Below are 11,646 nucleotides of genomic sequence, written 5' to 3'. Positions count from 1 at the left end.
TATTATCAGCTTTGTTTTTACATGATGTAATCTATCTATTAGCTGAACGTTTAGACTTTTCTCAATTGAGATTGCTTCGTCGTTCCTCCTCGCAATGACGTTAAATTCTATTTACGCGCCATTTTATATCCACTTAAACCGAAATAAAGTACTACTATAAAGCAAATTAACGGGATGCTGTAACCAATCTGAATGTTATCACCATACAGATCAATCAGAGTGCCCATACCGAAAGGGAGAATGGCGCCGCCCACAATTGACATAATTAACCATGAAGAGCCCGGTTTGGTATCATCACCAATACCATCGATACCCAGTGCAAAAATGGTTGGGAACATGATCGACATAAAAAATCCAAGTCCGCCTAAAGCATACACCACGTAAGAACCCTGTCCTAAAATAGCCACAAGGCATAACAAAACAGAGATAACGGCATAAATAGCCAGTAGTTTACTGGAAGATACAAACTGGAGAATAGCTGTGCCTGCAAAACGGCCTACCGTAAATAAGAAACCATAAATTACTAAATAAGATGCTGCGGTTTTCTCGTCGAAGCCACCACCTTGCTGGGCCATTCTGATGAAAAAACTGGTTACACAAACCTGCGCACCTACATAAAAAAACTGCGCAACCACTGCCCACCTCAGGTGTTTATGCCTTAGTGCACCAAAGAAATTACCTTTAGCCTCACCATCAATACTTTTGGTTTTAATTTCGGGCAGGTGGATGAAATAAAATATAACTGCAATGACCAGTAAAATGATACCTAAGGTGATATAAGGTGTTTTTACTGATGCTGCTTCTTCCAAAAAATAGCTGTTTCGGCTTTCAGCACTCATGGCTGCAAGTTGGTCTTTAGTATGTGATTTTCCGGAAAGGATGAATAAACCACCGATCATTGGCGCAACCATGGCTGCTAAACCATTAAATGATGCAGCAAGATTTAACCTGCTGGTGGCTTTTGCCGGATCGCCTAAAACTGCAGCATAAGGATTGGCCGAAGTTTCGAGCATGGTTAAACCACAACCAATGATAAAAAGTGCAACCAGAAAGGTAATGTAGGAAAGGTTATTGGCTGCCGGAACAAATAAAAAGGCACCAATTGCAAAAGCCAGCAGGCCCGAAATCATAGTAGCCTTATATCCCCATTTCTTTAAAATAATACCTGCAGGAATGGCCATTAAGAAATAGGCAAAGAAAACTGAGGTATCAATTAAGGTAGATTGCCGGTTATTTAAATTACAGGCTTTTTTTAGGTGTGGGATAAGGATCGAATCGAGGTTGTGCGCCATTCCCCAAAGGAAAAACAGACTCACTACGAGTATAAATGGCAATAGGTACTTTTTTCCCGATGAGGAATTGTTTTCAGTTACAATTTCGGTTGTGGTGTTGTGGTTCATTATATTTGGTTTATTGGTTCATTCGTTCAATAGTTCATTTGTCATTGGTGGCATTTGTTCATTGTGATATCACTGGCATGCGGATATAAGCATCCAGACTAATGAACGAATGATTACTGAACTAATGAACTTTTTTAACTACAAGTAAATGGTCGCAGACTAACACGACTTCTCCGTGCTGGTTAATGATTTCTACATGCTCGGTTACGGTGCCATATTCCGGTCTTTTACTTTCTCCTTTTTCAGAAATGGTGACTTCTGAGTGGATGGTATCGCCAATAAACACCGGTTTTACAAAACGAAGTTTATCGTAACCTTTACTCATGGCCTCGGGGTTAATTTCCGAAGCGGTAAGGCCAATACCAATACTAAAAATCATGGTACCATGTGCAATGCGCTGTTTAAACGGTTGCGTGGCACACCATTCGGCATCCATGTGGTGCGGAAAAAAATCGCCGGTATGGCCTGCATGCACCACAAAATCGGTTTCGGTGATGGTACGGCCTAAGGTAATGCGTTTATCCTGTAACTGGTAATCTTCAAAAAAAGTGGATTTGAAATACATAGTTTAATTTTTTTATAAGCGATACAATCGCTGTTCTCGTTCATCCTCGTTATTCCAAAGGAATCACTTTGTGACAAACGAGGACGATTATTTAATCTTTACACCACCAGTATCACTGGATTGATAGGCACTTTCCACTACTGCCATTGTATCAATCACATCCTCAACACTGGTTTGTAGAATGGGGCTTGATCCTTCGTTGTAACGCATTAAATTGGCCATTGTACCAATAAATGCTTCCGGAAACCAGGAACCTTCCAGTTTTACGGTTTGCCATTCGGGTGTTTTACCAGCTTCTACCACACAATACTCAAACACATCAGGCACACCATGCGGATAATCCATCAATAGGCCAATTTTGGCCACAATAGCGCCTTTGGTTCCCTCCCATTTAATATAGCTTTCCTGATGCCTCGGACCAAAATCATGATCGTGGTTGGTATTGATTACGGCATGCATCGTATCGCCATAATCGAATAAAATGGTTGAACGCGATGAGGATAAGCTTTTGGCAGGATGTTTCAAGGTTTTAGCCAGTACACTATTGGGATTGCCTAAAAATGAACGGATTAAATCAACATAGTGGATGCTATGATACTGAATCTCTAAACGTGGATGGATGATCACATGCGGGAAAATTTCCCAGGGGGTTTTAATGGTTACCCTGACTTCCATATCGTATAGCTCACCAATCAAGCCTTTATCAATGAGGTATTTTGCAGCACTTACAAAAGGCGCAAAACGCAGCTGAAAGTTAATAGCTGCCTTGAGGTTTTTGGCCCGGCATAAAGCCAAAATTTCTTTTGCCTGGTTAAAATCATCGCCCATGGGCTTTTGAATTAAAACCGCTGCACCATCAGGTAATTGCTTTAGGGTTTCGATATACTGCTCGGGCATAATGGTAATATCGAACACCGTATTTTCAGGCGCTGCAGCAACGGCTTCAGCTACACTATCAAAAACATGAGCGATGCCGAAAGCATCGGCCAGTTTCTGTGCCCTGGCTTTAGTCCGGTTTACAATGCCATATACTTCAAAGCCCGCAATTTTATAAGCAGGCAGATGTGCATCAGCCACAATTCCGCCGGCACCAATAATGATAATTGGCTGTTTGGTTTCAGGTAAAATTGGTTTATATTGGATATCGATACTCATTTAATTCAATTTGTTAATCTGGTCTTGGGCTGCCTCAATTAAACCGGCAGATTCAGCTGTGGTATTCATGGCTTTTAAGACCATTTCATCAATAATTTTGGCAATATGAGTCCAGTTTTTATGCTGTGGCAGCATATTGGCCACCTCATGTAACTGTTCTAATTTATGGTAGTATGGAATAATTTCGTTCACTTCTGCATCTTTCCAGGTCGATAGACGGCAACCGATTCCTCCTTCAAGCGTCAATAGCTTATCTTGCTGTACATTCGTGGCAAATTTCAGGAAATCGTAAGCCACTTCTTTATTTTTACTGCCTTTGGCAATGGTGTAAAGCCAGTATACATTTAAGGATGCCGATGCCTTACCAGCTGCTGTGGGTAACAAATCGACACCTACTTTACCTTTTACCTTCGAATTTGCATCTACTTCGCACATGCCGGCAAAACCAAACCAATTGATCATCATGGCGGCTTCGCCATTGGCAAAAGCTACACCGGCCGCAACCGATTCAAAATCTTTTGATTTCGGATGAACTGCTGTTTGATCGTTTACGATCTTCCGGTAAAAATCAAGACCTTCTACTGCCGCCTGGCAGTTGATTTGAATGTTTCCTTTTTTATCGACCAGGCTGCCTCCTCTGGTCCATAGTTGGAGGCAAAAATCGAAAACGGTATTGTGCCCATCGGGATAGCAGGCAAAGATGCTGCCATATAGATTCTTGTCAGGGCGGTTAAAAAACCGCGCTACCTGATAAAAATCTTCCCAGGTTTGGGGTACTGTAAGCGCTTTTCCAAACCGCTTTAAATAATTGGCTTGTTCGGTTTCGCTCTCAAACAAATCTTTGCGGTAAATAAAACATTCCGGACCATCGTGAAAAGGTAAACCCACCACTTCCCAGCCAAAGCGTTGTAAACCAAGTAACGATTTGCTCCAGCCATTTGGAAAATCTACGGGTTTACTGGTGTTGATATAAGGATTTAAAACTTCAAACGCCTGGTTCAGGTAGCCTTCATACACCCAATCGGTATTGATGTGCGCAATATCAAATGCACCTTTAGCTAAACCCTGATTGGTAATGGTACTTTCATAAAGCTCGTGCAAATCCATAATCTGCATTTCCAGCTGGAGTGTACAGCCAGAAAAGGCACAATAGCTGTCCCAGAATTTCTGCATGGCAGATTCGAAAGGACCAAATTTACGTACGGCTATTCTGAAAGTTTCGGCTTGATTAGGCATTTACAGTAGTATGTGTTATAAATTCTTTGATGATTTTTTCATTGTCCTGTCCCAATTTGGGAGAACCTTTCGGTGAAGTTAATAATTCTCCATCAATCCGGATTGGACATCTGGTAGTTTCGTAACGGTAACCATCAATCATTTGCACTTCCTGGATCATGTTCAATACCTTAAAGCCATCATGCGCCATTAAAGCATTCCAGTTTAATACATCCGAACACCAGATATCTGCCGGTTCTAATTTGGAAAGCCATTTTTCGGTGGTTTGGGTTAGCAAATGACTGGCTAAAATTCCTTTAATTTCATCGCGTTTGTCAAAAGCTTCGCTAACTTCAATGTACTCTTCCAGTTGTTCGCAACCCAGCAAATTACCCAGCTGTGGTATAGAACCCATGGCCAGTGCCAGATAACCGTTTTCGGTTTGGTAAATGCCGTAAGGCGCACCTAAATAAGCGTTGGCGTTGTTTTGTTTAGATCGCTCAGGTAAACTACCACCGTCGTTCATGAAGGTGGTAATGGTTTCAAACTGAAAATCGTAAGCCGATTCCATCATGCTCACCTGTACAAAACCGCCTTCATTTTTTACAGCTTTGCGGTATAGGCAGGCTAAAATTCCCTGGGCCAGATGTGCGCCAGCCAGCATATCAACAATGGATAAGCCCATGGCCACAGGACCACTATCTGCATTTCCGGTAAGGGATGTTAGGCCGGTAACCGATTGTAAGAGCAAATCCTGGCCCGGTTTATTTTTCCATTCACCATTGGTGCCGTAGCCCGATATTTCGCCATATACAATAGCTGGATTTAAAGCGCTAACTGCCGGATAATCGAAACCTAAACGCTCCATTACACCCGGCCTGAAGTTATGAATCATAACATCGGCCTTTTTTAAAAGCTCGCGAACCATTTCGCAGTCTTCTTCACTTTTTAAATCAACCTCAAAACTTTCTTTGTTCCGGTTGATGGCATGAAAAACCGACGATTCGCCATTCATAATCAGATTGGAGGTATAAAGCGTACGGCAAATGTCGCCAACGCCCAAACGTTCAATTTTGATTACACGCGCACCCATATCGGCTAAACGCAAACTCGCCGAGGGGCCAGAAAGAAACTGGCTAAAATCGATAACTAAATAATCTTCTAGCGGTCGCATATTTTTATATTTTTTATTTTTCCATGGTTCGTGCCACCACGAACCATCCTAATCACACTGGGTCGGGATTACAAATCCCGACCAACGAACTGCTTATTTTATCTCAAACTCTTTGTTGATACTTTCGGTATCAAAACCCAATTTTGGTGCAGCTTTAGCCGCAAATAACTTTCTTTTATCCAGCCGGATGGGACTAACGGTTGTTTTAATGTTTTTTCCGTTCCCTAACTCAAGCTGTTGTTCTATTTCGAGGTTTTTATAGGTACTTAATGCAGTAGCCGTTTGGTAATTAAGCACCTCGGCACACCAGATGCCGTTACTTTCTAAAAGATTAACCCAGTTGGCTGTAAGATCCTGTTTAAAGGTTTCGGCCAGACGTAGAATCAGTTTGTCGCGGTTTTCGAAAGCTGAACCTGCTTCTACATACAAATCGCTGATATCGCACCGGATAATGGCGCAGATGTTCGGCAGGTTGCCCATGGCCATGGCAATGTAGCCATCCTGAGTTTGGTACATGCCATACGGGGCACTTAAATAGGCGTGTGCACTACCTTTGGCTCCGCTCCTGTCTGGCAATTTGCCTCCATCATTTAAATAAGTGGTAATTACTTCAAACTGTACATCCAGGATAGATTCGAGCAGGCTCACCTCTATCAATACACTTTTTTGAGTTTTAGCCCGCTTAATTAAAGCCGCCATAATGCCTTGTGCCAGGTGGTTGCCGCACATAATATCCGAAACGGAAAGGCCAAAGGGCACTGGTCCGTCGGTATCTACACCGGAAAGGAAGGTTAAACCAGAAACAGATTGTACCAGTAAATCCTGTCCGGGCTTATTTTTCCAGGGACCTTCGTTGCCATAACCGGTAACCATGCCGTAAATAATTTTTGGATTGATTTGTTGCACCTGCGCATAATCCAGCCCAATTTTTTCCATCACACCCGGTCTGAAATTATGTGTCATCACATCTGCTTTGGCGATCAGTATTTTGAGTTTTGCTAAATCTTCCGGATTTTTTAAATCGGCAGTATAACTCTCTTTATTGCGGTTAATGGTATGAAACAATAAGCTGTCTTCATCTACAAAAAGATTTTTGATGGATAAGGAACGACAGGCATCGCCGGTTTGTGGTCGCTCTATTTTGATCACGCGTGCGCCTAAATCTGCCAGTTTTAGACCGGCAGATGGCCCTGCCAGAAACTGGCAAAACTCTAAAACCAAAAGTCCTTCTAACGGCCTGTTCATGATACTGCTAAACTTTTAGATTGCTGATATAACTCGTTCAACGCAGATAAAACTGTCATTTCATCGCCCTTACCCATTAAATAATCGCGCACTACATCACCGGCATGATCCTGAAAATACATGGAACCATGATAACGCGGACGTAAAAATGCCCTTTGTAAGGCTGGTAATGTGTTGGCAAAGTATTGCTGGCTCTGGCGGTTCACCTCTTCATTTTTCCATGCAGCCAAATGCCCGGGCTGCCCTCCGCTTTCGAAATACAAGGTAGCCTGACAAGCCGGAGAACCAACAAACTGAACATATTTGGCTGCCATTTCGAGTTCGGCACATTTAGCTGAAATAGCCAAACCAGTGCCGCCTAAAGTGCTTCTTAAATTGGTTTTTCCATTCACCGATATCATATCATGAAAGTGCAACACTTTTCGTGCATAACCATTTCTCGAATAATTGGAATAGCCGTAGGCAAAGGGGCAATAAGCAATCTGATCAGTTTGGGTCATGGCTTCATATACCTGAATGGGGTTTCTGTTGAAATTTGCGGGATCTATTTTTGAGGCCAGCTGACGGTACATTTGTAGCGCCTTTACACCGGTTTCAGTTGAAATTACAGTTTCATCGTTCTGGCAGGGATCTTCGCCCAAAGAGCAGCAAAGCGTGTAGAAATTCATTAACACGTCTATTGGGATGCCTGCAAAGGCTACAAGGCCTGCATCGGCCAGTGCCATTAAATCTTCAAATGATTGAGGCAGGGAAAAACCGTTTTCAGCCAGTAAATCTGGCCGGCTTGCGGCTACAGGTGTGGCTGCATCAATGGGCAATGCCCATAAATGACCATCATAAGTATAACTTTCGTAAGATTTCCCTACAGAATTCTCTTCCTGATCTTTTAAGTAGGCGTCACTGAGGTAAAAATCCAAAGGAACAATCGATTTTGTTTTGGCGGCAAAGCCTGCCCAGGGGTGATCAATCACCAATAAATCGAAACGCTCGGCCAGCTCCTGGATAGAAAAATCGGCAAATTGCTGCAAGCTCCGCTTTTCCCAGGTGATGTTTACATTGGGGTGCAATTCTGAAAACCGCTGTGCAGTTGCCACCATGGGCAATAAGCCACGACTGTGGTTCCAGGTTATTCCTTTTAAATTGATCGTCTTCTCCACTTATTCTTATTATTTATTTTTGTCATGGTTCGTGTCCTCACGAACCATTATTTATATGCTCAGTTGCGGTTGGTGAGCCACCAACCGATTAGATTATCCAACTGGTTGGTGCCACACCAACCAGCTTTGCAACGTATTTATTTATTTGTTCTAACTTCTATAACTGCCGATGACAAACCTGCCGATGTGGCTGTTAACTTAATTGTTCCCGTTTTAGCTGTAGCCTGCAAAATAGCCAGGCATAAACCATGAAAAGCTTTGCGATAGCTGGCTTTAAAAGGTTCTAAACTTGCCTGAAAACCATTATCCACACCGGCTATAAATCCGGCACCTTCTACTTTAAAATCGACCAGATTATCGGCATTTGGCACTACATTTCCGGCTTTATCTAAAATGCGTACGGTGATAAATGATAAATCTTTACCATCGGCTTTAATCTGTTTTCTATCAGCTACTAATTCAATTTTTGCCGGATCGCCGGCAGTTTTTACTTCACGAACCAAAATCTCTTTTCCATTTTTGCGCGATACAGCTTTAAGTGTTCCAGGTGCAAAACTTACGTTCCACTGCACGTGTAAATCATCATCCTGTTTTGATTTTTTACCTAAAGATTTTCCATTGAGGTACAGCTCTACCTCATCAGCCTGATTGTAGTAAGCCCAAACCTCTACTGATTTGCCCGCTTCCCAGTTCCAGTGCGGCAGGATGTGCAGTACCGGTTTATCGGTCCACTCGCTTTGGTACATGTAATACGAATCTTTAGAGAAACCCGCTAAATCGACAATTCCAAAATACGAGCTGCGTGCCGGCCATGGATAAGGTAAAGGCTCGCCGAGGTAATCAAAACCGGTCCAGACAAAAAGACCTGAAACATGATCGTATTTTTTGGCTGCTTTCCAGGTTTCTTCGTGCGTAGAGCCCCAGTAAGCTGATACATTATCGTAAGCAGAGGCCGACCATTCGCTGTTGCCTTCGGTAAACTTTGTTTTTCCGTCTCTTGGCCAGCGGCGAATAGTATCAGCTGTATCGTAAAAACCTCTGGTTTCTAATGCTGATGTGGTTTCGGTGGCCAGAAACTTAACGCCGGGATAGTTTTTAGGCCAATCTTTATACAGTTTATGGTTGTAGTTTAATCCATAAATATCCAGCGCATTGGCCTGGTAAATAAAGTTCTTTTTGGCATCGGTTTCGGTTAATGCAGAGATCACCGGACGACTTTGATCGAGGTTTTTAACTGTAGCCACCAACTCTTTGGTTAGTGCTACACCGGTACTGTCGAACTGCTCGCGGATTTCGTTTCCAATGCTCCATAAAATAATGGAAGGATGATTGCGGTCGCGGAGAATCATATCTTCCAGATCGCGTTTATGCCATTCGGGGAAATTGAGGTGATAATCGTTTTTGTTTTTCTTTTTCGCCCACATGTCAAATGCTTCATCCATTACGAGAAAACCCATTTCATCACATAAATCTAAAAACTCAGGTGCTGGTGGATTGTGAGCCGTGCGGATAGCATTTACGCCCATGGCTTTCATGATTTCGAGTTGGCGTTCCATGGCGCGAACATTTACAGCAGCGCCCAAAGCACCTAAATCGTGGTGCAGGCAAACGCCCAGTATTTTGGTTGGTAAGCCATTTAAAGAAAAACCCTTTTCTGCATCAAAATTGAAGGTTCTGAATCCAAATTTGGTTTCATAAGTATCAATAGGCTTGTTGTTTTGCAAAATTTCCGTAACCAGTTTATACTGAACAGGCCTTTTTAACGACCAAAGCACAGGGTTTTTAAGTTCAGTATCGCTGTTAACAATTAATCCTGAAGTATCTATTTTGATGTTTTGTGCTTGTGTTTTTAAGATCAGCTTGCCCTTGGCATCATAAATAGAATGTACTAAAACTGCAGCCTGCTGTTTCGAAGTTTTATTCTGGATTTGCGTTTTTATACTCACTTTTCCATCAGTACCCGTAGTTACAAAAGTGCCCCATTTTGCCACCGCAACTTTGGCCGTAGTAGTTAACCATACATTTCTGTAAATCCCAGAACCGGAATACCAGCGAGAATCGGGCTGTAAAGAATTATCAACCTTCACAGCAATGATGTTATTGCGTGACTTTAAGAATCTGCTGATTTCGTAAGCAAAAGAACTGTAGCCATAAGGACGTTTACCCAGATAGTGGCCATTTACCCAAACCTCGCTGTTTTTGTAAACACCGTCAAACTCAACGGTAACCAGTTTGTTTTTAAAATCGGCAGGCGCCGTAAATGTTTTCCTGTACCAGCCAATACCTGTCGGCAGGCCACCACCCTCAGGTTTAGCAGGGTTCTTTTCGTCAAATTTCCCTTCAATGCTCCAGTCGTGCGGTAAGGTAAGTTTTCTCCATTTGGAGTCATTGTATAGCGAATTCTTGGCGGATGGATCATCACCCAGGAAAAATTTCCAGTCTTGGTTGAAGCTGGTTTTTACTCGGGATTCTCTATCGGTTGGTGTCTCACCGACCGATGATTGTCTATCATGGTTGGTGGGACACCAACCATTAGGAATGAGTGGATTAGCATCACAATTTTGCGAGACTAATAATCCCAGCAGGGATACCATAAAAACCTTATAAATGCCCGGTATTCTCATTTCTTAATTTTGAACAAAATTCACTTTACTTTTTCCTAAATCTTTCGAAGTGGCTACAGCAATGCCCCGCTGGTCTTGTTTATTCACGGCGCAATAAAAGTGGTAAACAATGCCTTTGTGCTTAATGACGAACGATTTGTGCGCATACAGCTCATCATATTTTTCTGATGATTCGATCAGGTTATTACCCGTCCAATCAGTCCAGTTTACGAGATCTTTAGATACCGCAAAACGGTTAAAAGAACCTTTTCTGTCCTGCCAGAACGCCCCGAAATAAAACATTACATAATTGCTTCCTATCTGCTGGATTACCGCATCGCCAGTAATGCCAACCGGATGATGTACAACCGGATTTTTTAGATAGCGTTGCCAATGCACCATATCGTCGGATACTGCCATCCCAATGCGTTCGTACCAACGTGTTTTTTTATTGTTTGCCAGCGAATCGCCAACAGCGTTGTAATACATTACAAAAGAATGGCCGGTTAACTTTTTCTGATCGGCAATCACCGTACTTTTAAATAGTTTGTGCCGGTTTTCCCACCAGCGTACATCGTTGTCGAGCGAACTTAAAACCGGTTGATCCAGTCGTTTCCACTCCTGCACAATCGAGGGATGTTGATCAGTGTAAGCCATGCCAATAGATAAAGGCTCTACTTCGTATCCACGTGCTTTGCCACCGAAATACGACATCCAGTATTTGCCATTAAAGCTGTTAGCCTGGTAACTACCTCCCCATTTGATATCTAAAAGCGCATTGTAGCCTGCTTTCTGGTTATCGTCCCATTTGCCCGAATCTTCGAACGACATTAACTTACCCTGATTTTCCCAGTGCAGTAAATCGCTGCTTTTTGCCATCCAGGTTTCGTAACCGCGACCGCTAAAAATCAGATAAGTCATATACCAGTATTTGCCTTTTCTAAAAATGGTAGGACAATCCATCTTATGCTCTTTATCAGCCGGAACCATCACCAACCCGTATTTGAAAGGCGTTTTCACTTCCTGGTAAATTTTTTCCATTTCGGCAGCAGATACCGGATTTTTAGCTTCCTGAGCAAATGCCGTAGCGGTTGTTAAAATACCTATCAGATGTATCCAGATCGTTCTCATG

General features: G+C 42.6%; 9 protein-coding genes. All 9 read right to left on the bottom strand.

Annotated elements, in window-relative coordinates; translation table 11 throughout:
• Positions 1-107: 107 nt before the first annotated feature.
• Positions 108-1,400, bottom strand: a complete 1,293-nt coding sequence (gene fucP / locus BLR37_RS00415; RefSeq protein ID WP_090763097.1) for an L-fucose:H+ symporter permease — start codon at positions 1,398-1,400, stop codon at positions 108-110.
• 121 nt (positions 1,401-1,521) lie between these two features.
• Positions 1,522-1,965, bottom strand: a complete 444-nt coding sequence (locus tag BLR37_RS00410) for a MaoC/PaaZ C-terminal domain-containing protein (RefSeq protein ID WP_039479123.1) — start codon at positions 1,963-1,965, stop codon at positions 1,522-1,524.
• Positions 1,966-2,052: 87 nt separating this feature from the next.
• Positions 2,053-3,120 carry a Gfo/Idh/MocA family protein gene (locus BLR37_RS00405; protein WP_090763094.1) on the bottom strand — a complete coding sequence of 356 codons (1,068 nt, stop codon included), beginning with the start codon at positions 3,118-3,120 and terminating at the stop codon, positions 2,053-2,055.
• Complete coding sequence (locus tag BLR37_RS00400) at positions 3,121-4,356, bottom strand: extracellular solute-binding protein (protein WP_090763091.1); 1,236 nt, start codon at positions 4,354-4,356, stop codon at positions 3,121-3,123.
• A complete protein-coding gene (locus BLR37_RS00395) occupies positions 4,349-5,509 on the bottom strand; it encodes a CaiB/BaiF CoA transferase family protein (protein ID WP_090763088.1) in 1,161 nt (386 codons plus the stop codon). The genes BLR37_RS00400 and BLR37_RS00395 overlap by 8 nt, the downstream gene beginning before the upstream one ends.
• Positions 5,510-5,602: 93 nt before the next feature.
• Positions 5,603-6,754 (bottom strand): CaiB/BaiF CoA transferase family protein, encoded by a 1,152-nt coding sequence (locus tag BLR37_RS00390; RefSeq protein WP_090763085.1) that lies wholly within the window; start codon positions 6,752-6,754, stop codon positions 5,603-5,605.
• A complete protein-coding gene (locus BLR37_RS00385; RefSeq protein ID WP_090763082.1) occupies positions 6,751-7,911 on the bottom strand; it encodes an ABC transporter substrate-binding protein in 1,161 nt (386 codons plus the stop codon). The genes BLR37_RS00390 and BLR37_RS00385 overlap by 4 nt, the downstream gene beginning before the upstream one ends.
• Before the next feature lie 137 nt (positions 7,912-8,048).
• On the bottom strand, positions 8,049-10,535 hold the full coding sequence (locus BLR37_RS00380; RefSeq protein ID WP_244154558.1) for a glycoside hydrolase family 2 TIM barrel-domain containing protein: 2,487 nt from the start codon (positions 10,533-10,535) through the stop codon (positions 8,049-8,051).
• A 3-nt stretch (positions 10,536-10,538) separates the two neighbouring features.
• Positions 10,539-11,645, bottom strand: coding sequence for a glycoside hydrolase family protein (locus tag BLR37_RS00375; RefSeq protein ID WP_090763081.1), 1,107 nt, complete (start codon positions 11,643-11,645; stop codon positions 10,539-10,541).
• Position 11,646: the final 1 nt, after the last annotated feature.

The sequence above is a fragment of the Pedobacter soli genome (genome assembly GCF_900101435.1).
GTDB lineage: Bacteria > Bacteroidota > Bacteroidia > Sphingobacteriales > Sphingobacteriaceae > Pedobacter > Pedobacter soli.
This window is presented reverse-complemented; position numbering and strand designations above follow the sequence as displayed.

What these genes read in the sequence shown, in the direction of transcription:
- fucP (WP_090763097.1), bottom strand. Translation starts at nt 1,400, where the DNA reads ATGAACCACAACACCACAACCGAAATTGTAACTGAAAACAATTCCTCA.
- BLR37_RS00410 (WP_039479123.1), bottom strand. Translation starts at nt 1,965, where the DNA reads ATGTATTTCAAATCCACTTTTTTTGAAGATTACCAGTTACAGGATAAA.
- BLR37_RS00405 (WP_090763094.1), bottom strand. Translation starts at nt 3,120, where the DNA reads ATGAGTATCGATATCCAATATAAACCAATTTTACCTGAAACCAAACAG.
- BLR37_RS00400 (WP_090763091.1), bottom strand. Translation starts at nt 4,356, where the DNA reads ATGCCTAATCAAGCCGAAACTTTCAGAATAGCCGTACGTAAATTTGGT.
- BLR37_RS00395 (WP_090763088.1), bottom strand. Translation starts at nt 5,509, where the DNA reads ATGCGACCGCTAGAAGATTATTTAGTTATCGATTTTAGCCAGTTTCTT.
- BLR37_RS00390 (WP_090763085.1), bottom strand. Translation starts at nt 6,754, where the DNA reads ATGAACAGGCCGTTAGAAGGACTTTTGGTTTTAGAGTTTTGCCAGTTT.
- BLR37_RS00380 (WP_244154558.1), bottom strand. Translation starts at nt 10,535, where the DNA reads ATGAGAATACCGGGCATTTATAAGGTTTTTATGGTATCCCTGCTGGGA.
- BLR37_RS00375 (WP_090763081.1), bottom strand. Translation starts at nt 11,645, where the DNA reads ATGAGAACGATCTGGATACATCTGATAGGTATTTTAACAACCGCTACG.